This is a genomic window from Streptomyces sp. NPDC047017 (assembly GCF_040644175.1).
GTDB lineage: Bacteria > Actinomycetota > Actinomycetes > Streptomycetales > Streptomycetaceae > Streptomyces.
In genome coordinates this window covers 16,706-36,235 of the sequence record NZ_JBEYVW010000019.1, presented here as the reverse complement: position 1 = coordinate 36,235, position 19,530 = coordinate 16,706, and the positions used below count along the sequence as shown (strand labels likewise).

At 72.9% G+C, this 19,530-nt stretch carries 17 protein-coding genes and 1 riboswitch; of the genes, 8 read left to right on the top strand and 9 right to left on the bottom strand.

Annotation, left to right across the window (positions count from 1 at the left end; all coding sequences use genetic code 11):
- Nucleotides 1-4: 4 nt before the first annotated feature.
- Both ABZ858_RS28100 and fahA read right to left on the bottom strand, forming a co-directional pair.
- Entirely contained in the window at nt 5-943 is a 939-nt protein-coding gene (locus ABZ858_RS28100) for a M56 family metallopeptidase (protein WP_361384793.1), read from the bottom strand.
- Between the two features lie 306 nt (nt 944-1,249).
- Nucleotides 1,250-2,461 (bottom strand): fumarylacetoacetase, encoded by a 1,212-nt coding sequence (gene fahA, locus ABZ858_RS28095; RefSeq protein WP_361384376.1) that lies wholly within the window; start codon nt 2,459-2,461, stop codon nt 1,250-1,252.
- A 245-nt stretch (nt 2,462-2,706) separates the two neighbouring features.
- On the opposite strand from fahA, the gene ABZ858_RS28090 reads away from it, so the two are divergent.
- Both ABZ858_RS28090 and ABZ858_RS28085 read left to right on the top strand, forming a co-directional pair.
- Nucleotides 2,707-3,945, top strand: coding sequence for an ATP-grasp domain-containing protein (locus ABZ858_RS28090; protein ID WP_361384373.1), 1,239 nt, complete (start codon nt 2,707-2,709; stop codon nt 3,943-3,945).
- Nucleotides 3,946-3,988: 43 nt separating this feature from the next.
- Complete coding sequence (locus ABZ858_RS28085) at nt 3,989-4,795, top strand: HAD family hydrolase (protein ID WP_361384370.1); 807 nt, start codon at nt 3,989-3,991, stop codon at nt 4,793-4,795.
- A gap of 67 nt (nt 4,796-4,862) precedes the next feature.
- Here the strand turns inward: ABZ858_RS28085 and ABZ858_RS28080 are convergent, their stop codons facing one another.
- Entirely contained in the window at nt 4,863-5,348 is a 486-nt protein-coding gene (locus tag ABZ858_RS28080) for a transglycosylase SLT domain-containing protein (protein WP_361384367.1), read from the bottom strand.
- A gap of 4 nt (nt 5,349-5,352) precedes the next feature.
- Nucleotides 5,353-5,560, bottom strand: a riboswitch (cyclic di-AMP (ydaO/yuaA leader).
- 548 nt (nt 5,561-6,108) lie between these two features.
- Here ABZ858_RS28080 and ABZ858_RS28075 point away from each other — a divergent pair.
- The 4 genes from ABZ858_RS28075 to ABZ858_RS28060 all read left to right on the top strand — a co-directional run bounded on the left by ABZ858_RS28075 (nt 6,109) and on the right by ABZ858_RS28060 (nt 10,649).
- Complete coding sequence (locus ABZ858_RS28075) at nt 6,109-7,119, top strand: polyprenyl synthetase family protein (RefSeq protein WP_361384364.1); 1,011 nt, start codon at nt 6,109-6,111, stop codon at nt 7,117-7,119.
- Between the two features lie 251 nt (nt 7,120-7,370).
- A complete protein-coding gene (locus tag ABZ858_RS28070; protein WP_361384361.1) occupies nt 7,371-8,594 on the top strand; it encodes a DUF2092 domain-containing protein in 1,224 nt (407 codons plus the stop codon).
- Between the two features lie 197 nt (nt 8,595-8,791).
- Nucleotides 8,792-9,769, top strand: a complete 978-nt coding sequence (locus tag ABZ858_RS28065; protein WP_361384790.1) for an ABC transporter ATP-binding protein — start codon at nt 8,792-8,794, stop codon at nt 9,767-9,769.
- The gene (locus tag ABZ858_RS28060; RefSeq protein WP_361384358.1) at nt 9,756-10,649 is read left to right on the top strand and encodes an ABC transporter permease; all 894 of its coding nucleotides are present in this window, start codon (nt 9,756-9,758) and stop codon (nt 10,647-10,649) included. Before ABZ858_RS28065 ends, ABZ858_RS28060 begins: the two co-directional genes overlap by 14 nt.
- 108 nt (nt 10,650-10,757) lie before the next feature.
- On the opposite strand, the gene ABZ858_RS28055 is transcribed toward ABZ858_RS28060, so the two are convergent.
- Nucleotides 10,758-11,216, bottom strand: a complete 459-nt coding sequence (locus ABZ858_RS28055; protein ID WP_361384355.1) for a DUF6668 family protein — start codon at nt 11,214-11,216, stop codon at nt 10,758-10,760.
- A 249-nt stretch (nt 11,217-11,465) separates the two neighbouring features.
- Between ABZ858_RS28055 and ABZ858_RS28050 the strand changes: the two genes are divergently transcribed.
- A complete protein-coding gene (locus ABZ858_RS28050) occupies nt 11,466-12,812 on the top strand; it encodes a tetratricopeptide repeat protein (RefSeq protein WP_361384352.1) in 1,347 nt (448 codons plus the stop codon).
- A gap of 120 nt (nt 12,813-12,932) precedes the next feature.
- Here ABZ858_RS28050 and ABZ858_RS28045 read toward each other — a convergent pair whose 3' ends face one another.
- The 3 genes from ABZ858_RS28045 to ABZ858_RS28035 all read right to left on the bottom strand — a co-directional run bounded on the left by ABZ858_RS28045 (nt 12,933) and on the right by ABZ858_RS28035 (nt 15,743).
- Entirely contained in the window at nt 12,933-13,421 is a 489-nt protein-coding gene (locus tag ABZ858_RS28045; RefSeq protein ID WP_361384349.1) for a VOC family protein, read from the bottom strand.
- A 225-nt stretch (nt 13,422-13,646) separates the two neighbouring features.
- Nucleotides 13,647-14,657, bottom strand: coding sequence for an EamA family transporter RarD (gene rarD / locus ABZ858_RS28040; protein ID WP_361384346.1), 1,011 nt, complete (start codon nt 14,655-14,657; stop codon nt 13,647-13,649).
- A 231-nt stretch (nt 14,658-14,888) separates the two neighbouring features.
- The gene (locus ABZ858_RS28035) at nt 14,889-15,743 is read right to left on the bottom strand and encodes an SDR family oxidoreductase (protein ID WP_361384343.1); all 855 of its coding nucleotides are present in this window, start codon (nt 15,741-15,743) and stop codon (nt 14,889-14,891) included.
- Nucleotides 15,744-15,836: 93 nt separating this feature from the next.
- Between ABZ858_RS28035 and ABZ858_RS28030 the strand changes: the two genes are divergently transcribed.
- Nucleotides 15,837-16,253 carry a helix-turn-helix domain-containing protein gene (locus tag ABZ858_RS28030; RefSeq protein ID WP_361384340.1) on the top strand — a complete coding sequence of 139 codons (417 nt, stop codon included), beginning with the start codon at nt 15,837-15,839 and terminating at the stop codon, nt 16,251-16,253.
- Nucleotides 16,254-16,343: 90 nt separating this feature from the next.
- On the opposite strand, the gene ABZ858_RS28025 is transcribed toward ABZ858_RS28030, so the two are convergent.
- Both ABZ858_RS28025 and ABZ858_RS28020 read right to left on the bottom strand, forming a co-directional pair.
- Nucleotides 16,344-17,345, bottom strand: a complete 1,002-nt coding sequence (locus tag ABZ858_RS28025; protein WP_361384788.1) for a 2-oxoacid:ferredoxin oxidoreductase subunit beta — start codon at nt 17,343-17,345, stop codon at nt 16,344-16,346.
- A gap of 103 nt (nt 17,346-17,448) precedes the next feature.
- Entirely contained in the window at nt 17,449-19,395 is a 1,947-nt protein-coding gene (locus ABZ858_RS28020; protein ID WP_361384337.1) for a 2-oxoacid:acceptor oxidoreductase subunit alpha, read from the bottom strand.
- Nucleotides 19,396-19,530 lie beyond the last annotated feature (135 nt).

Genomic DNA, 19,530 nt, shown 5'->3' with positions numbered 1-19,530 from the left:
CTGGTCAGCCGAGCGCCGTCAGGCCGGGGGCGAAGGTGATCAGCAGGGGCAGCAGCGGCACCAGGGCCGCCACCGCCGTGGTCAGCGCCCTGCGCCTGCGGTCCAGCCGGGGCGGCGGTTCCAGGAGGCGGTCCACCCGCTCGCCGAGCAGCCGGTGGCTGGAGGCACAGGAGAGGACGCCGCGGTGCTGGTTGAGTTCGATGAGCGCGAGGGCCGTGGTGAGGTGGCCGTGCCGGCGGGAGGCGGTGTCGTCGGCGGCCAGCTCCACCAGGCGGTGGGTCTGGTCGCAGAAGTGCGCGAAGAGCGGCACCCGCGGGAAACCGGTCGCCAGCGCGGTCGACAGGTGCAGCAGCCAGTCGTGGTGGGCGCGGGCGTGGCCGCGTTCGTGGGCGAGCACGGCGTCGAGCTGGTGCCCCGTCAGGCGGTGCAGCGCGCCGGTGGTGACGATGAGCTGGGGCGGATGGCCGGGCAGCCACCAGGCGTCGGGGTACTCGTCCTCCAGCACCAGCATGGGACCGCGGGCCGCGGGCAGGCCCGCGGGCAGGTCGGGGGCGCGCTCGCGCAGGTGGGCGCGGGCCAGGCCGCGGCGTCGGCGGGCCTCGGCGAGTTCCCGGCCGAGCATCGCGGTGGTCCAGGCGGCGCCGCACGCCAGCAGCAGGGTGAGGACGGCGGCCCAGACCGGCGCGGCCGAGAGGTCGTAGGCGGCGGCCACGGCGGGCGGCGCGGGGGCGAACACCCGGTCGCGCACGGTGTGGAAGACGGCGGCGGCCCCCAGGACCAGCCCGGCCACGCAGCACAGCAGGACGGTGGCGACCAGGCACTGCCACACCCACAGCGCGACGACGGGGTCCCGTTCGGGCCAGGCCGCCCGGGTCAGCGCGCGGGGGACCGGCAGGGCGGCCGTCAGCGCGACGGCGCTCAGCAGGAGCAGACAGACGGTCATGGCCACGGTCTCCGGATCCTGAACGGAGGTGGGCGGATGTCGGTGGTGCGGTGGGTCCGCCGTACGCGGTGCTGTGCGGCGATGGCGTACGGCGGAGTGGTGCGGTGGTGCCGTACGGCGGTGCTGTGCGGTGGTGCCGTGGGGCCGCGCGGCGGCGGGCGGGGCCGTGCCCGCGCCGCCTGCCGCCAGTATGCCGGGGCGGACGCCGCGCGTCAGGAGCTGACGGCGGCCGATCCGTTCACCGCCCTGCCGTACGCCGTCGCCGCGCGCGGGCATCCCCCGGCCCCGGCCCGGCGGCCCGCACCCTCAGACCGCCGTGATCCGCCCCGTGACCTCGCCGAGGCCCACCCGGGTCCCGGCCGTGCCCGGCGCCCACGCCGTCATCGTCACCACGTCCCCGTCCTCCAGGAACGCGCGCTTGCCGTCCGGGAGTTCGAGGGGTTCGCGGCCGTTCCAGGTGAGTTCGAGGAGCGAGCCCCGCTGGGCCGGCTCCGGGCCGCTCACCGTGCCCGAGCCGTACAGGTCGCCGGTGCGCAGGGAGGCGCCGTTGACCGTCATCTGGGCCAGCTGCTGGGCGGCCGTCCAGTACATGGTGGAGAACGGCGGCTCGGACACCACATGGCCGTTGACCGCGACGGAGATCCGCAGGTCGTAGCCGCCGGGCTCGTCCCCGGAGTCGTCCAGGTACGGCAGCAGCGGGTGGGTGCGCTGCGGCGGGGCCACCCGTGCCTCCTCCAGGGCGTCCAGCGGGGTGATCCACGCCGACACCGACGTGGCGAAGGACTTGCCGAGGAACGGCCCGAGCGGGACGTACTCCCACGCCTGGATGTCGCGCGCCGACCAGTCGTTGAGCAGGCACAGCCCGAAGACGTGCTCGCGGAAGTCCTCCAGGGCCACCGGACGGCCCATCCGCGTCGGCACACCGACCACGAAGCCGACCTCGGCCTCGATGTCCAGCCGGACGGAGGGACCGAAGACGGGGGCGGGGTCGGCGGGGCCCTTGCGCTGGCCCGTGGGGCGTACGACGTCGGTGCCGGAGACGACGACCGTGCCCGCGCGGCCGTGGTAGCCGATCGGCAGATGCTTCCAGTTGGGGGTGAGCGAGTCCTCGGCGTCCGGCCGGAAGATCTGGCCGACGTTGCGCGCGTGGTTCTCGGAGGCGTAGAAGTCGACGTAGTCCGCGACCTCGAAGGGCAGCTGCAGGGTCACCGAGGACAGCGGGTGCAGGAACGGTGCGACCGTCTCCTGGTGCGAGGGCACCGTCACCCAGGCGGTCAGCGCGCGCCGTACGTCCGACCAGGCGGTGCGGCCGGCGGCGAGCAGCGGGTTCAGGGTCGGCCGCGCGAGCAGGGCGGCGTAGGGGGAACCGAGCGCCAGCGCCGCCGCGCCCGCGTCGAGGACGTGGTCGCCGAGCCGGACGCCGACGGTCCGCTCGGACGAGCCGGGGCGGGAGAAGACACCGTACGGAAGGTTGTGCGGACCGAAGGGGTCGCCCTCGGGGACCTCGAAGGGGGGCATCGGGTTCTGCCTCTCTTTCGTGCGCCGTGCGTTCCATGGGGGTCGGGCCACACGTTCATGTGGCCGGGCCACACGTTACGGGGGTGGTGCCGGTCTTGGGCAGTGTCTAAAGAGTTTGCAATGTCCCAATTGGGCTTGTCGGAGGGGGCAATTCCGGCTTAGCGTCCTTTGGGTGACGCGGACGGGGTGGGTCCGCTCCTTAAGGGGGACACGTGGGGGGACCCGTGGCCAGGAGTGCCGTCAGCGTGCCGTTCGAGGCCGACCGCGACGTGCCCGGCCTCATCGTGAAGTTCGGTGACTATCCGCTGCACCACGGCGGGGTGGGGGCGATCCGCAGCCTGGGCCGCCTGGGCGTCCCGGTGTACGCGATCACCGAGGACCGCTACACGCCGGCGGCCTCCTCCCGCTACCTCACCCGGGCGTTCGTCTGGCCGACCAGCGGCACGGAAGAGGCGGACCATCTGGTGGAGGGCCTGCTGCGGATCGCCCGCCGCATCGGCCGCCCCGCGGTGCTCGTGCCCACCGACGAGGAGGCCGCCGTCCTGATCGCCGAGCACCAGGACGCCCTCGGCGGCCACTTCCTCTTCCCGCGCGTCGAGCCCGGCCTGCCGCGTCGCCTGGCCAGCAAGCAGGGCCTGCACGAACTGTGCGTGGAGCACGGCGTCCCGACCCCGGCCGCCGCCTTCCCGCAGTCCTACGACGACATCGTGGCCTTCGCCGAGCAGGCCCGTTTCCCGGTGGTGGCCAAGAACCGCGAGGCGTTCGTGCGCCGCAGCAGCCCCGCGGTGAACGGCACCACCCGGATCGCCACCCGCGCGGGCCTGCTCGCGCTGGCCCGGGACTGGGGCGAGCGGCCCGGGGTGATCCTCCAGGAGTACCTGCCGCGGGAGGCCGCCGAGGACTGGATCGTGCACGCCTACTTCGACCAGGACTCCACCCCGCTGGCCCTGTTCACCGGCGTCAAGGTCCGCTCGTGGCCGCCGCACGCGGGGATGACGGCGCACGCGTACGTCGTCGACAACCCGGAACTCGCCGACCTCGCCGCGCGTTTCATCAAGCAGATCGGCTTCACCGGCATCATCGACCTCGACCTGCGCTTCGACCGGCGCGACGGGCAGTACAAGCTCCTCGACTTCAATCCGCGCGCGGGCGCCCAGTTCCGGCTCTTCGAGAGCGAGTCGGCGGTGGACGTGGTGCGCGCCCTGCACCTCGACCTGACCGGGCGCAAGGTCCCGGCGGGCGAGCAGCGGGCCGGGCACCGGTTCGTCGTGGAGAACATCGACCTGCCCGCCCTCCTCGCCTACCGCCGCAGCGGCTATACGACGCCGCACGCGCCGGAGCGGGCGAGCGGGACCGAGCTGGCCTGGCTCGCCGGGGACGACCCGCTGCCGTTCCTCACCATGCTCGCGCGCTTCGTCCGGCCGGGCGCCCGCCACCTCCACCAGCTGTGGCGCACCAGCCGGCGCGGCGGCGCGACCGGCTGAGCGGACGGCGGGCGGCCCCGGGGCGGGTCCGTATTCTCTGATCATGCCCGCTCCCCGCGCCCACGCCCTCATCGCCACCGACCTGGACGGAACGCTGCTGCGCGGCGACGACACGTTCTCCGAGCGGACCCTGGCCGCGCTCGCGCGGGTGGCGGCGGCAGGTGCCCGGCATCTGGTCGTGACGGGCCGGCCGGCGCCCAGGGTGCGGCCACTGCTGAAGATCCTGGGCGGCGCGGGGCTCGCGGTGTGCGGCCAGGGCGCGCAGCTCTACGACGCCGCGGCCGACCGGCTGCTGTGGTCGGTCACCCTGGACCGGGAGACGGCGGAGACCGCGCTCGGCAAGATCGAGGCCGAGGTGGGGGAGGTGCACGCCGCGGTCGACCAGGACGGGGTCGACGGGCTCACGCTCATCGAGCCGGGGTACCGGATGCCGCATCCGACCCTGCCCGCCGAACGGGTCGATCGGCGCGAGGAGCTGTGGGGCGCGCCCATCAGCAAGGTGCTGCTGCGCCATCCCGTGCTGTCCGACGACGAGCTGGCGGCGGTGGCCCGCGGCGTGGTCGGCTCGCTGGCCACGGTCACCATGTCGGGCCCGGGGACGGTCGAGCTGCAGCCGTGCGGTGTGACCAAGGCGACCGGGCTGGCGCTGGCCGCCGGGCGCCTGGGGCTGGGCCGGGAGAGCGCCCTCGCCTTCGGCGACATGCCGAACGACATCCCGATGTTCCGGTGGGCCGCCCGGGGCGTGGCCATGGCCGGTGCCCACCCGGAGCTGAAGGCGGTCGCGGACGAGGTCACCACGTCGAACGAGGACGACGGCGTGGCCGTCGTCCTCGAACGTTTGTTCAGCTGACGCGGAGGTGGCGGACCGGACGGCCGATGTGCCGGCCGTCCGTCCCACCCCACCCCGCGCGGTCCCGTCAGTACGCGCTGAAGACGTTGTCGATCGAGCCGTAGCGCGCGGCGGCGTAGTTGCAGGCGGCCGTGATGTTGGCGACCGGGTTGTAGATGTCGAACGACGTGCCGGCCACGTGGTAGGCGTTGAACGTGGGCTGGATGACCTGGAGCAGGCCCTTGGACGGGATGCCCTTGGCGGCGTTGGAGTCCCAGTTGTTGATGGCCAGCGGGTTGCCGGAGGACTCGCGTATCACGTTGCGGTAGATGCCGTTGTAGGTGCCCGGGATGCCCTTCTGGGCCATGATCGAGAGCGACTCGCGGATCCAGCCGTCCAGGTTGTTCGGGTAGGCGACCGTGCTCACGGTCTTGGGGGCGGCGGCCGGGGTGGCCGCGGAGGCGGTGGTGGCGCCGATGAGCGGGAGGGCCAGGACGGCGGCACCCGTGCCGGAGACGGCGAGGGTGCGCAGGAGGCGGGCGGTGCGGGGGTGGCGCTGACCGTGTGCAGGCATGGGGAATTCCTCTCCGTCGCCTGCGAGGTGAGCTGTCGGGTTCGGGCGGGGAGGTGCCCGGCCGTGCCCCGAAGGACACGGCTTCACCCCGAGCCGTTCCGGCGCGGCGTACGACATAGGACGACGTACGGCGCTCCGGCCCGGCGACTTACCTGGGTCCCCCGCTCCTGCCAAGAAGTGTTCAGTCGATGGGTTTCGGGCGGTGGCAGGATTCGGCGTCCGCCCGATGGACCGGGAACGTATGCGAGAGCACATGTCCCGAACAAGTACCTGATTCATACATCGCCCTAGTTGACCTTGGTCTGGGGTGTTTGGGATGCTTGATCCTTTGCGATCGCCAACGGTCAACTGGCGTGTGCGGCAAGGGGAGGCGGGGGTGGCCGGGCGTCGGTGCCGGTGAAGGGGTGGCGTGACCCAACTCACGGATCGACCGGCCGGGGTGCATTTGCGGCCAAGGGGATTCGGGGTGTGATTAAGGGTGAATCGGACCCCGGCGGGATGCCACGGGGGCGGGTGGGCAGGCTGTCGCTTCGAGTGAGGCCGTGGCCCTCCGTCGCGCGGGCGGGAGGAGTGAGTCGAAAATATCTGTTCATACGTAGTGATCGAAAACATATCGGGCGTGATCCGATACCGCCTGGCCTGGAGCGGTGGGCGCTATCGGTGATCGAAACGTGACCGGATACGCTGACTTGAGTGATGGCAGCGACGTATCGACAAACCGCGTAACCGCCACCAGACACCAGCAGACAGGAGACCCCTCGTGACCGTCGTCGGGCCGTTCGGGCTGAGCGTGCGGGACCAGGCTCTCGAAGCCGATGTCCAGGCCGGGTTGGCGGCTGTCGAGGAAGGGTTGCTCGAAGCCACCAAGAGCGAGGTCCCCTTCATCACGGAGGCCGCGCAGCACCTCGTCAAGGCGGGCGGGAAGCGGTTCCGGCCGCTGCTCGTGATGCTCGCCGCGCAGTTCGGCGACCGGTACGCGCCCGGGATCGTGCCGTCGGCCGTGGTGGTGGAGCTGACCCACCTGGCGACGCTGTACCACGACGACGTGATGGACGAGGCCGCCGTACGGCGCGGGGTGGCCAGCGCGAACACCCGCTGGGGCAACTCGGTCGCGGTCCTGACCGGCGACTTCCTGTTCGCCCGGGCCTCCCAGATCCTCGCGGACCTCGGACCGGAGGCCGTCCGGGTCCAGGCGCTCGCGTTCGAGCGGCTGGTCACCGGGCAGATCCTGGAGACGGCCGGACCGCAGGACGGCCGGGACCCGGTCGACCACTACCTGGACGTGCTCGGCGGCAAGACGGGATCGCTGGTGGCCGTCTCGTGCCGGTTCGGCGCGATGATGTCGGGCGCCGACGAGACGGTCGTGGACGTGCTGACGCAGTACGGCGAGCGGCTGGGCGTGGCCTTCCAGCTGGCGGACGACGTCCTGGACATCGCCTCCGACTCGCACGAGTCCGGCAAGACGCCGGGCACGGACCTGCGCGAGGGCATCGCCACGCTGCCGGTGCTGCGGCTGCGCGAGCGCGCGGCCCGGCTCGGGCTGGCCGAGGACATCGCGCTGTGCGAGCTGCTGGACTCCGACCTGAGCGACGACGCGCGGCACGCCGAGGCACTCGCGGGGCTGCGGGCCCACCCGGCACTGGAGCAGGCCCGGCGGGACACCGTGCGGTACGCCGAGGAGGCCCGGGCCGCGCTGGCGCCGCTGCGTGAGTGCGACGCGAAGGCGGCGCTGCTCGAACTGTGCGACGCGGTGGTGCACCGGGCCGGCTGACGCCCCCTCACCCCGCCCGGCGAGCGGCGCCTCCACCCGACCCCTAGGGGAAAGGGTGGAGGCGCCGCTCGCCTGCGTCATACCGCAGGCGTACGCGGAGTTGGCTCCGGGGGCTGACGCTTCCGGCCGCCCGATTTGGTGTGATGGAGGCACGGACCACACCACTCCTCACCGATTCGGGTGAGAATGGCGGCTCAGGGTGGGAGCTGTGCAGACGGGAAGCCGCCGACGACGACGGAGGTAAGGCACACATGGCACCGTACGAATCCGACGACAGCACGGACGCGACGGCCGACGGTCCGCCCTCGGCGCGCCGCAAGGCCGCGCGCTACGCCGTCCCGGTCGCGGTGGTGGGGGTGGCGGCGGCGACCATCGGGCTGGTCCCGGCACTCGCCGACTCGGGCGACCCCGACCTGCCGAAGATCAGCGCCCAGCAGCTCATAGAGAAGATCGCCCAGTCGGACGTCCAGCGGCTGTCCGGCACGGTCAAGATCAGCACCGACCTCGGCCTGCCGGACCTCGGCGGCCTGGAGAACAGCCTCGTCTCCGGCGCGGGCAAGGGCGGCGGCGGCTCGTCGGCCGACCCCACCTCGAAGCTGACCGAGCTGGCCTCGGGCACGCACACCCTGCGGGTCGCGGCCGACGGCCAGGACCGGCAGAAGGTCTCGCTGATCGAGAGCGCCGCCGAGTACAGCCTCATCCACAACGGCAAGGACGTCTGGGGCTACGACAGCAAGTCCGACGAGGTCTACCACGGCACCGCGCCCCAGGACGGGGCCAAGGGCGAGCACCAGCTGCCCGCCACGCCCAAGGACTTCGCCGAGGAAGCCCTGAAATCGGCCGACGACACCACCTCGGTGACGGTGGACGGCACCGCGCAGGTCGCCGGCCGGGACGCCTACAAGCTGGTCATCAAGCCCAAGCACGCCTCCGGCACCACCGTCGGGGCGATCAGTATCGCGGTGGACTCCAAGACCGGGCTGCCGCTCAAGTTCACCCTCACCCCGGCGAGCGGCGGCGCCGCCGTCGTGGACGCGGGCTTCACCCGGATCAGCTTCGCCGCGCCGGCCGCCTCCACGTTCGACTTCACCCCGCCCAAGGGCGCGAAGGTCACCGACGAGAAGGACGCCGGGGTCCCGGCGGGCGGGCAGGGCCGCGTCCCCGGCGCCCCGCACCGGGACGGCGCCGCGCACCAGGGCCTCGGCGAGAAGGACACGAAGGTCCTGGGCAAGGGCTGGAACTCCATCGCGGTCCTCGACTCCGGCACCAAGGGCGGCATCCCGTCGTCCACCGGCAAGGGCGGCGGCCTGGACGGTTTCCTGGGCTCGCTCGGCGATCAGGTGAGCGGCAAGTTCGGCAAGGGCACGGTCTTCTCCACCCGCCTGGTCAACGCGCTGATCACCGACGACGGCAAGGTCTACGTCGGCGCCGTCACCAAGGAAGCGCTGGTGAAGGCCGCGGACACCGGCCGGTAGGCGGAGCGGCCACGGGGGCGACGGCGGCCCACGGGGACGACGGACGGACGGGGGAGCCGATGGACGAGACGTCCGCCACACCGCCGGAAGCGGCGCGGCCGGGACCGGCACCGGCCGCGCACGGCACGGACGGCCCGCTCGGCGCCGACGCCGTGCTCGGCACGGAGGGGGTGCGTGACATGGGCGGGATGCGGGGTATGGACGGCCGGGGTATGGACGGCACGGACGGTACGACCGGACCGGACGGCAGTGTCATCCACACCCGCGCGCTCACCAAGCGCTACCGCGGTGGGCAGCTCGCCGTCGACGGTCTCGACCTGACCGTCCCGGCGGGCAGCGTCTTCGGCTTCCTCGGTCCGAACGGCTCCGGCAAGACCACCACGATCCGGATGCTGATGGGGCTCGTCGAACCCACCTCCGGCACGGCACGCGTCCTGGGCCGTCCCATGCCCGGCTCCTCGCGCGCGGTGCTGCCGCAGGTCGGCGCGCTCATCGAGGGACCCGCCCTGTACGGCTTCCTGTCCGGCCGGGACAATCTGCTGCGCCACGACGCCGCCGACCTCACGGCCGATCCACGGACCCGGCGGACCCGGGTGGCGGCCGCGCTGGACCGGGTGGGCCTGACCGCCGCCGCCGGCAAGAAGGCCAGGGCGTACTCGCTGGGCATGAAACAGCGCCTCGGCCTGGCCGCCGCGCTGCTGAGACCGCGCAGGCTGCTCGTCCTGGACGAGCCGACCAACGGCCTCGACCCGCAGGGCATGCGGGAGATCCGCGCCCTGGTCAGGGAGCTGGCCTGCGACGGCACGACGGTCTTCCTCTCCTCCCATCTGCTGGACGAGATCGAGCAGGTGTGCACCCACGCGGCGGTCATGGCGCGGGGCAGGCTCGTCACCCAGGGCCCGGTGGCCGAGCTGGCCGCGGGAGCGCGCGGCCGGCTGGCGGTCACCACCCCCGACGCGGGGGAGGCGGCCCGGGTGCTGAAGGAACAGGGCGTCGCCGATGTCGTCGCCGACGGGGACCGGGTGACCGGCGAACCACCGGACGGCGACCTCGCCGATGTGAACGCCGCCCTGGTCGCGGCGGGCGTCCGCGTCCGCGGCTTCGGCATCGAACGGGCCTCGCTGGAGGACGCGTTCGTGGCACTGACGGGGGAGGGGTTCGATGTCGCGGGCTGAAGCGGCGGCGGGACAGGCCGAGGCCGCCGTGCGTGCCCCGCACCCGCTGTGGACCCTCGGGCTGCTGCGCAACGAGCTGGTGACCACCTTCCGGCGCTGGCGCACCCTGGCACTGCTGGGCGTGCTGGCCGCGGTGCCGGTGCTCGTCGGGGTGGCCGTCCGGATCGAGACGAGGGACGGTGCGGCGGTCGCGGGCGGGGGCGGAGAGGGACCGGCCTTCATCGCGCAGATCACCAACAACGGGCTGTTCCTGGTCTTCACCGCGCTGGCGGCGACCCTGCCGTTCTTCCTGCCGATGGCCGTGGGGGTGGTCGCGGGCGACGCGATCGCGGGCGAGGCCGGTGCCGGGACCCTGCGCTATCTGCTGGTCGCACCGGCCGGCCGCACCCGGCTGCTGCTCACCAAGTACGCCACGACGATGGTCTTCTGCCTGGCCGCCACCCTCGTGGTCGCCGGGTCGGCGCTCGCGGTGGGCGCGCTGCTCTTCCCGCTGGGCGATCTGACGACCATCTCCGGCACCCGGATCAGCTTCACCGAGGGGCTGGGCAGAGCCCTGCTGATCGCCCTCTTCGTCGCCGTGTCGCTGACCGGTCTCGCCGCCCTCGGCCTGTTCGTCTCCACGCTGACCAACAGCGGCATCGCGGCCATGGCGACGACCGTGGGGCTGCTGATCACCGTCCAGATCATCGACCAGATACCCCAGCTGCACGCGGTCCAGCCGTACCTGTTCTCCCACTACTGGCTGTCCTTCGCCGACCTCATGCGCGAGCCCGTCTACTGGGACGCCCTGGTGAAGAACCTGGAACTGCAGGGGCTGTACGCGGCGGTGTTCGGCTCGGCGGCCTGGGCGAGGTTCACGGCCAGGGACGTCACCGTGTGAGGGGCTTGGTCCTGCGGACGGGTCGGACGGGTCGGAGGTTGGACGGCCGGAGGGCCTTCGGAGTGGCTGGTGGTCCGCGGGGCCGGACCGCTCTCGGGGCGCCCGAGGTCAGCGGGGCCGGCTCATCGCGTCCGTGAGGCGGGTCAGCGGTTCGGTCTCGCGGGGTGGGCGGCCGGTGAGGTCGCCCACGCGCCAGGCGGGCACCCAGGGGACGCGGTGGACGGCGGCGGCGGACTCCACCGGCGCGAGCCGCTGCGCGAGCGGGCGCGGCAGCCGTCCGGGTGCGTCCGCGACCAGCACCACGGCGGCCAGTTCGAGGCCCGGCGGGACCTCGCCCGTGCTGAACAGATGGAGTACGCGCACGACGGCGTCCAGGCCGGCCGCGTGGGTGCGGGCGACGAGCAGTACCGACCGGGGAGCGTCGGGCCCGGGCCAGCCCTGGCCGCAGTCGCGGCCGCCGTAGACCGCCGCGAGCGTGGTCGTGCCCGCACCGCCGTGCGCGGCCACCCAGGAGAAGCGGCCGGGTGCGGGGGAGGAGGGGGCACCGGCGGATGTGGCGGCGGGCACTGCGGGACGGAGCCAGATCTCCGGACCCTGTCGCTCGTCCGGCCGTATGCCTGGTGTGCTGTCCGTGTGCACGTGCGTTCCCTCTCACGTCGTCCCGACGATCCTGGTGCCCGCGGCGTTACCCGGGTCACGGGTAAGCGGTTCCTGGTGCGAGTCTGTGACATCGCGGTGACGCGTACAGCGCGGGCGAGCGGAGAGACTCGACAGTACGCGTAGGACCGGATGGCACGCATCCGAGTGAGGGAGCCGATGTACCGACTGAGCCGCGAGAAGAAGCGGGAGCAGAAGCGCGCGACGCGCTCGGTGGCCGCCGCGGCGACCCCGATCGACGTGCACGTGCCGGTGCCCCAGGGGGCGGCCGGGGCGGGCGGGTCCCGTGCCGGGGCGTGGGCCTCGGTCGGCGGCGTCCGGGTGGACCCGGCGCCCGGTCAGGAGATCCAGCAGGCGGTGCTCGACCACCTGCGCCGCATCGCCCTCGCCACCGGCCGTCCCGTCCTGGCCACCATCACCGACGAACGCATCGGCTATGTCGTCCCCCTCCAGGTCCACGGCGACGGCTCCAGCACCTTCACCGCGCAGCCCCTGCGCACGGCTGCGCCGGAGCCGTCCGGGGACGCGCCGCGACCGGTGCCGACGCCGGTGGACGAGGACACGCAGGTGCTGCGGCAGTTCCCCGAGCCCGGCGAGCCGTCCACGCGGACGCGGCCGTTGCGCAGGGTCTCCGCGCCGGTGCCCACCACCGAGCCCGTCCCGCTCCCCGGGCCGCCTGCGGCACCCGCCGCGCCCGGTCCGGTGGCGGACGGCGCGCCCGGCCCGGTGGCGGGCGGGGGGCCCGGTCCGGCGGTGCCGGGAGCGTCCTCGGACGCGGTCCCTGGTACGCCGCCGGGTGTGGCGCCCGGGGTGGCCGTCGCTCCTACGGGACAGTTCGGGCCGCCTCCGGTGATGGACGCCGGGCCGGCGGAGGCGGGGGCGCGGTCCGGCGCCAGGGCGGGCATGGTGCCCGATGACGTCATCGACGACGTCACGGTTCTCGACCCCGACCCCGGGTTCACCCCCGCACGCGGCTTCGACGCCGTGGCCGAGGCGGTGCTCGGGGACGACCCCGGGGCCCCGGCCGGGGACGGCGCGGCCCTGCTCGCCGAGCCGCTGGCCCAGGTCAACGAGGCCGTCCGGGCGGGACGTATCGAGGAGGCGGCGGCCCTGGCCGAGCGCACCGTCGCGGAGACGTCCGGCACGCTCGGCCCGGCCCACCCCGAGGTGCTGCGCGTGCGCGAACTCACCGCGTACATCGCCTACCTGGCCGACGATCCGCTCCGCGCCTTCGGCCTCTCCCTCGACCTGGCCCGGGTCCGCCTCGGTGCCCGGGACGAGGAGGGCGCCTACGGCAACGTGTGCGGCGCGGCCACCGCCTGGCGGGCGGTCCGCGATCCCGAGGAGGGCCTGCGCCTGGGCCGCGACCTGATCGGCCTGTGGAGCGAGCTGGCGGCCGGGGACGGCCCGGCCGCCGAGGAGACCGAGGAACTGGAGTCCGCCCGGGCCCGCATGGACCGCCTCACCGCCCGCGCCCGCAGGCAGACATCCCCGTCGGCGGACTGAGCCCGTCGGCGCCCCGAGCCTGCGGCGGACTGAACCCGTCGGCGCCCCGAGCCTGCGGCGGGCTGCTCCCGCCGGTGCCCTGAGCCCGTCGGCGGGCAGCCACGTAGGGCCGGGGCCGGCTCAGTGCACGCAGAACTCGTTCCCCTCCGGATCGGCCATCACCACCCACGCGCCGGAGGGCTCCTTCACCTGCCGCAGCTCGCTCGCCCCGAGCGCCTTCAGCCGCTCCACCTCCTCGTCGCGCCGGTCCGCGCCGACGTGCAGGTCGAGGTGGAGGCGGTTCTTGCCGGTCTTGGCCTCCGGCACCCGCTGGAACAGCAGCCGCCGCCCCAGTCCGGTGCCGCGCTCGGGATCGTAGGGGTCCTCGGGATGGCGTACGGCGATCAGGTCGCGGAAGGCCGGGCGGCCGCGGAACTCGACGGTGGCCGCGCCCGGCAGCGCCCCCACGGCCAGCAGCTGTTCGACGAGGACGCTGTTGTCCTCCGGCACGTAGTGCAGCGCACCGGCCCAGAAGTCGGCCTGGGCGTGCGGGTCGGCGGCGTCGACGACGAGTTTGACGTGCACGGGGGCGGCGGCCGCGTCGGCGGCGGACCTCTGCGTCTCGGTCATGTGACCACTCATAGGGGGTACCTGGACGCGCGGGCAACCGAAACGCCGGTACCGGCACCCGGCCTGACCCTGATCCCGCCCGAGCGAGCCACTCCGCGCGGTGACCGACACGAGGGTTCAGCCCTCCACCTGGGCTCAGCTCTCCATCAGGGCTCAGCTCCCCATCAGGCCTCAGCCCTCCACCAGGGCTCAGCTCCCCATCAGGGCTCAGCTCTCCATCAGGGCTCAGCCCTGGGGCTCCACCGCACCGGACCCCGCGGCCGGAACCGCCTCCGCCCCCCGCTCCACGACCGCGCTGCCCGCCCCGGCGCGGGACGCGGTCAGCAGGGCCGCGCGGGCCCGGGCGGATCGCCGGGCCGCGCGCAGCCCGTCCCAGGTCAGCAGCGACAGCGCCAGCCAGACCAGGGCGAAGCCGGCCCAGCGTTCGGCCGGCATGGACTCGTGGAAGTAGACGACGCCCAGCAGGAACTGGAAGACCGGTGCGAGGTACTGCAGCAGGCCCAGGGTGGACAGCGGCACCCGGATCGCGGCCGCGCCGAAGCAGACCAGCGGCAGCGCGGTGACCAGGCCGGTGGAGGCGAGCAGCGCGGCGTGCCCGGCGCCGCCGGTCGCGAACGTGGCGTCGCCGTGCGCGCCGAGCCACAGCAGATAGCCCAGCGCGGGCAGGAACTGGACCGCGGTCTCGGCCGCCAGCGACTCGACGCCACCGAGGTTGACCTTCTTCTTCACCAGGCCGTAGGTGGCGAAGGAGAAGGCGAGGCACAGGGAGATCCACGGCGGTTGGCCGTAGCCGATGGTGAGCACGACGACGGAGGCGAGGCCGGTGCCGACGGCCGCCCACTGCGCGGGGCGCAGCCGTTCCTTCAGGAGCAGGACGCCCATCGCGATGGTGACCAGCGGATTGATGAAGTAACCCAGGGACGCCTCGACGACATGACCGCTGTTCACGGCCCATATGTAGACGCCCCAGTTGACGGTGATCACCGCGGCGGCGATCACGACCAGCCCGAGCCTGCGCGGCTGCCGCAGCAACTCCCCGGCCCACGCCCAGCGCCGTACGAAGAGCAGCGCCACGATGACGAAGGCGAGGGACCACACCATCCGGTGGGCGAGGATCTCGGCGGCCCCGGCGGGCTTGAGGAGGGGCCAGAAGAGCGGGACGAGGCCCCACATCCCGTAGGCGGCGAAACCGTTCAGCAGTCCTGTGCGCCGCTCACCGCTCGGCGTCTCGCTCACGGGCCCTCCCTGGTGCCTCTAGGTGCCTCTAGGTGCCTCTGGTGCCTCTGGTGCCTGGCGTACCTGGCAACGCCCCGGCGCGGCACGCACGAAGGTAACGCCGCGCGCCCCCGCCTGTCATGTCCGTATCGGGATACGGTCATGACCGGCAGGAGCGCGGCGGGTGCGGCAGGTGTGGTGTGGCAGGTGCGGGGAGGGTACGGCGGCTCAGCCCTTGAGCGCGGGGGCGATTCAGCCCTTGAGCGCGGCGGCGATCGCCTCGGCCAGCGGGGTGGTCGGGCGGCCGGTCAGGCGGGACAGGTCGCCGGAGTCCACCACCAGCTCGCCCTTCTCGATGGAGGCGTCCACGCCGGCCAGGATCGCGGCGACCGGCTCCGGCAGCCCGGCGCCGGTCAGGACGGCCTGGTACTCCGGGACGGAGACCACCTGGTACGCGATCTCCTCGCCGGTCTGCCGGCTCAGCTCGGCGGCGTACTCGGCGAAGCCCCACGCCTGGTCGCCGCCCAGCTCGTACGTCTGGTTCTCGTGGCCCTCGCCGGTGAGCACCGCGACGGCCGCGGCCGCGTAGTCGGCGCGCGCGGCGGAGGAGACCCGGCCGTCACCGGCGGCCTGGAGGACGGCGCGGTGCTCCAGGACCGGGGCGAGGTTCTCGGTGTAGTTCTCGTGGTACCAGCCGTTGCGCAGCAGCGTGTACGGCAGCCCGGAGGCGAGCAGCGCCTCCTCGGTGCCGCGGTGGTCGTCGGCGAGGGCGGCCTTCAGGGAACCGGGGGCGCTGGTGTAGGCGAGCAGCGCGACGCCGGCGGCGCGGGCGGCGTCGATCACGACCTGGTGCTGGCGCACGCGCCCGTCGGCGACCTCGTTGCCGGAGATGAGGAGCACCTTGTCCCCGGCGGCGAACAGGCCGTCGAAGGTCTCGGGCGCGTTGTAGTCGGCGACCGCGATCCGCACCCCGCGCGCGGCGAGGTCGGCGGCCTTCTCCGGGGTGCGGACGACCGCGGTGATCCGCTCGGCCGGGACCTTCTCCAGCAACTGCTCCACGACCAGGCGGCCGAGGTGTCCGGTGGCTCCGGTGACGACGATGCTCATGAGGGGGGATCTCCTTGTGGGATGGGGTCTGACACCCACCATAAGGGAGGCGCTAACTGAGAGAAAGTACCCACTTTGAAGTAAGGTACTGGCATGACGGTGAGTACCCCCGAGCTGTGCCCGTACCGGCTCGTCCTGGAACACGTGACCAGCCGCTGGGGAGTGATGGTCCTGATCGAGCTGCTGGAACGCTCGCACCGCTTCAGCGAGCTGCGCCGTGCCGTCGGCCGGGTGAGCGCGAAGGGGGTCAGCGAGAAGATGCTGACGCAGACGCTCCAGACGCTGGAACGCGACGGGCTGGTCCACCGGGACGCCAAGCCCGTGATCCCGCCGCGCGTCGACTACTCGCTCACCGAGCTGGGCCGCGAGGCCGCCGAGCAGGTGCGGACCCTCGCCCGGTGGACCAAGGACCGCATGGCCGACGTGGAGCAGGCCCGGCAGACGTACGACGAGGCCAGGGCGGCGCGGTCGCACGACGAGGCCCGGGCGGCATCCACCCGGGCCTCATGAACGTACGCACGTGAACGTACGCACGGAACGAACGCACGTGAACGTACGCACGTGAACGTACCCACGTGAACGAACGCGTCGGCGGCCGCCTCAGCCGATGACCGTCCAGGTGTCGCCGCCCGCCAGCAGCGCGGCCAGGTCGCCCTTGCCGCGCTGCTCGACCGCGCTGTCGAGCTGCTCGGCCATCAGCGTGTCGTAGACCGGGCGCTCGACGGAGCGGAACACCCCGATGGGCGTGTGGTGCAGGGTGTCGGGGTCGGCCAGCCGGGACAGGGCGAAGGCGGTGGTCGGGGAGGCGGCGTGCGCGTCGTGCACGAGGAGGCTGGCCTCGTTCTCCGGAGTCACGTCGACCACCTCCAGATCACCGGTGGCCGCGTTCCGGACCACGCCCCGGCCGCCCTCGGTGCCGAAGCGGATCGGCTGCCCGTGTGCGAGGCGGATCAGCGCCTCCTCGGCCTGCTGCTTGTCCTTGAGGGCGTCGAAGGCGCCGTCGTTGAAGATGTTGCAGTTCTGGTAGATCTCGATGAGCGCGGTGCCGGGGTGGGCGGCCGCCTGGCGCAGCACCTCGGTCAGGTGCTTGCGATCGGAGTCGATGGTGCGGGCGACGAAGCCGGCCTCCGCGCCGAGCGCCAGCGAGACCGGGTTGAAGGGCGCGTCCAGGGAGCCCATCGGCGTCGACTTGGTGATCTTGCCGATCTCGGACGTGGGCGAGTACTGGCCCTTGGTCAGGCCGTAGATCCGGTTGTTGAACAGCAGGATCTTGAGGTTCACGTTGCGGCGCAGGGCGTGGATGAGGTGGTTGCCGCCGATGGACAGCGCGTCGCCGTCACCGGTGACCACCCACACGCTCAGATCGCGCCGCGAGGCCGCCAGGCCGGAGGCGATGGCCGGGGCGCGGCCGTGGATGGAGTGCATCCCGTAGGTGTTCATGTAGTACGGGAAACGGGAGGAGCAGCCGATGCCGGAGACGAAGACGATGTTCTCCTTGGCCAGGCCCAGCTCCGGCATGAAGCCCTGCACGGCGGCGAGGATCGCGTAGTCGCCGCACCCCGGGCACCAGCGCACCTCCTGGTCGGACTTGAAGTCCTTCATCGACTGCTGCGCCTCGGCCTTGGGCACCAGGGCGAGCGCCTCGGCGGTGCTCGCACCGGCGTGCGCGCCCGCGCGCCCGGCGCCGGCGCGCTCCGTGGACGTCTCAGCCATCGATGGCCTCCTTGAGAGCCGTGGCGAGCTGTTCGGCCTTGAACGGCATGCCGTTGACCTGGTTGTACGAGTGGGCGTCCACCAGGTACTTCGCCCGGACGAGGGTGGCGAGCTGGCCGAGGTTCATCTCCGGGATCACCACCTTGTCGTACGCCCGGAGCACCGCGCCCAGGTTGCCCGGGAAGGGGTTGAGATGGCGCAGATGGGCCTGCGCGACGGCCTCGCCGTCCGCCCGCAGCCGCCGTACCGCGGCGGTGACGGGCCCGTACGTCGACCCCCAGCCCAGCACGAGTGTGCGCGCCCGGTCCGGGTCGTCGACCTCGATGTCGGGCACCTCGATGCCGTCCACCTTGGCCTGGCGGGTGCGGACCATGAAGTCGTGGTTGGCCGGGTCGTAGGAGATGTTGCCCGTGCCGTCCTGCTTCTCGATGCCGCCGATGCGGTGCTCCAGGCCCGGTGTGCCGGGGACCGCCCACGGGCGGGCCAGGGTGCGCCCGTCCCGCTTGTACGGCCAGAACACCTCGGTGCCGTCGGCCAGGGTGTGGTTGGGGCCCTGCGCGAACCGCACGCCCAGGTCGGGCAGCTCGGTGACCTCGGGGACGCGCCAGGGCTCGGAGCCGTTGGCCAGGTAGCCGTCGGAGAGGAGGAAGACCGGGGTGCGGTAGGTGAGCGCGATCCGGGCGGCCTCCAGGGCCGCGTCGAAGCAGTCCGCAGGCGTCTTCGGCGCGACGATCGGCACCGGGGCCTCGCCGTTGCGGCCGTACATCGCCTGGAGCAGGTCCGCCTGCTCGGTCTTGGTCGGCAGCCCGGTCGAGGGGCCGCCGCGCTGGATGTCCACCACGATCAGCGGCAGCTCAAGGGAGACCGCGAGACCGATCGTCTCGCTCTTGAGCGCCACGCCCGGACCGGAGGTCGTCGTCACGGCGAGCGAGCCGCCGAAGGCCGCTCCCAGCGCGGCGCCGATGCCCGCGATCTCGTCCTCGGCCTGGAAGGTGCGCACACCGAAGTTCTTGTGCCTGGACAGCTCGTGCAGGATGTCCGAGGCCGGGGTGATCGGGTACGAGCCCAGGAACAGCGGCAGGTCGGCCTGGACGGAGGCGGCGACCAGGCCGTAGGCCAGGGCCAGGTTCCCGGAGATGTTGCGGTAGGTGCCGACCGGGAAGGCGGTGACGGCCGGGGCGATCTCGTAGGAGACGGCGAAGTCCTCCGTCGTCTCGCCGAAGTTCCAGCCCGCCCGGAACGCGGCGATGTTCGCCCGGGCGATCTCCGGCTTCTTCGCGAACTTCGTCGTCAGGAACTTCTCGGTGCCCTCGGTCGGCCGGTGGTACATCCACGACAGCAGCCCCAGCGCGAACATGTTCTTGCTGCGCTCGGCCTCCTTGCGGGAGAGGTCGAACTCCTTGAGCGCCTCCACCGTCAGCGTGGTCAGCGGCACCGGGTGCAGGTGGTACCCGTCCAGCGAGCCGTCCTCCAGCGGCGAGGCCGCGTAGCCGACCTTCTGCATCGCCCGCTTGGTGAACTCGTCCGTGTTGACGATGAGCTCCGCGCCGCGCGGCAGGTCGCCGATGTTCGCCTTCAGGGCGGCCGGGTTCATGGCGACCAGCACGTTCGGCGCGTCGCCCGGGGTGAGGATGTCGTGGTCGGCGAAGTGCAGCTGGAAAGAGGAAACGCCCGGCAGGGTGCCTGCGGGCGCGCGGATCTCGGCCGGGAAGTTCGGCAGCGTCGACAGGTCGTTGCCGAAGGACGCCGTCTCGGAGGTGAACCGGTCGCCGGTGAGCTGCATCCCGTCACCCGAGTCGCCCGCGAACCGGATGACCACCCGGTCCAGGCGGCGGACACCCTTCGCCCCGGCCGCCGCGCGCTGCTCTCCCACGACGGCTTCGCCGGCTTCGTCGGCGTCGTCGGCCTGCTCCGCTGGACTGCTGACCTGGCTGGTCACTGAAGTGGACCTCCTTCGAGGCGGCTGTGTGGGAGCGGCCTTCCCGAAGACCTCCCCGGTCCAGCCCTTCCCGGTTTCAACCCTACGACCGTCAGACTTGCCCTCCGCGCGCCCTTCGCATGCTGGACGCAGCCG

Coding starts and splice junctions, on each gene's coding strand:
- ABZ858_RS28080 (WP_361384367.1), bottom strand. CDS start 5,348: ATGCCTGCACACGGTCAGCGCCACCCCCGCACCGCCCGCCTCCTGCGC.
- ABZ858_RS28045 (WP_361384349.1), bottom strand. CDS start 13,421: ATGACCGAGACGCAGAGGTCCGCCGCCGACGCGGCCGCCGCCCCCGTG.
- ABZ858_RS28070 (WP_361384361.1), top strand. CDS start 7,371: ATGGCACCGTACGAATCCGACGACAGCACGGACGCGACGGCCGACGGT.
- ABZ858_RS28060 (WP_361384358.1), top strand. CDS start 9,756: ATGTCGCGGGCTGAAGCGGCGGCGGGACAGGCCGAGGCCGCCGTGCGT.
- ABZ858_RS28085 (WP_361384370.1), top strand. CDS start 3,989: ATGCCCGCTCCCCGCGCCCACGCCCTCATCGCCACCGACCTGGACGGA.
- fahA (WP_361384376.1), bottom strand. CDS start 2,461: ATGCCCCCCTTCGAGGTCCCCGAGGGCGACCCCTTCGGTCCGCACAAC.
- ABZ858_RS28030 (WP_361384340.1), top strand. CDS start 15,837: ATGACGGTGAGTACCCCCGAGCTGTGCCCGTACCGGCTCGTCCTGGAA.
- ABZ858_RS28050 (WP_361384352.1), top strand. CDS start 11,466: ATGTACCGACTGAGCCGCGAGAAGAAGCGGGAGCAGAAGCGCGCGACG.
- ABZ858_RS28035 (WP_361384343.1), bottom strand. CDS start 15,743: ATGAGCATCGTCGTCACCGGAGCCACCGGACACCTCGGCCGCCTGGTC.
- ABZ858_RS28065 (WP_361384790.1), top strand. CDS start 8,792: ATGGACGGCCGGGGTATGGACGGCACGGACGGTACGACCGGACCGGAC.
- ABZ858_RS28025 (WP_361384788.1), bottom strand. CDS start 17,345: ATGAAGGACTTCAAGTCCGACCAGGAGGTGCGCTGGTGCCCGGGGTGC.
- ABZ858_RS28100 (WP_361384793.1), bottom strand. CDS start 943: ATGACCGTCTGTCTGCTCCTGCTGAGCGCCGTCGCGCTGACGGCCGCC.